Source organism: Vibrio sp. OPT46 (genome assembly GCF_015163535.1).
Lineage (GTDB): Bacteria > Pseudomonadota > Gammaproteobacteria > Enterobacterales > Vibrionaceae > Vibrio > Vibrio alginolyticus.
Window position 1 is genome coordinate 1 of sequence record NZ_JADDYG010000263.1, and the last position, 458, is coordinate 458.

A 458-nucleotide genomic window follows, 5' to 3' on the forward strand; every position below is an offset into this window, starting at 1 on the left:
TGATTTGAACGGCTCACTTTTGTAAAGAGTGATGTAATGTGGAGAGTTATCGGATCTATCTGGTGCACGTACAGCAAAAACCCCCTCAGCAATCTCATCCACAACGTTGAATTCTTTTAAGCGTTTACGCTCATTACTTAGCTCTGCTTTCGTATGTCCGTTTGAAAGGCTATTGTTTAATTTAGCAAACTCGCCTTCAAATGAATTTACATCACTTTCCAATTTATCCAATCTATTGGTTAAACTAACGTTAAAAGTTTCTTGAGCAGAATTAAATTGATGATATGGCTTCAATCTCATTGTAATTGAGTCATCAATTTGTTGCTGTAAGGTCAAACTGATCGTCTTTGTAATATTCTGTGACGCAGCTTTCGAGGTTGACTTCACAATCTCACTTTTTTGCTTACCAAATTCATCCTTTACTTTGCTAGGAATGTCTATTTTAGTAATGATTGATT

1 protein-coding gene is annotated in these 458 nt (G+C 35.6%); it reads right to left on the minus strand.

Annotation, left to right across the window (positions count from 1 at the left end; translation table 11 throughout):
- Window positions 1–458, minus strand: a 458-nt coding sequence (locus tag IQR33_RS12250; RefSeq protein WP_193843720.1) for a hypothetical protein, incomplete at both ends; no start/stop codon positions are given.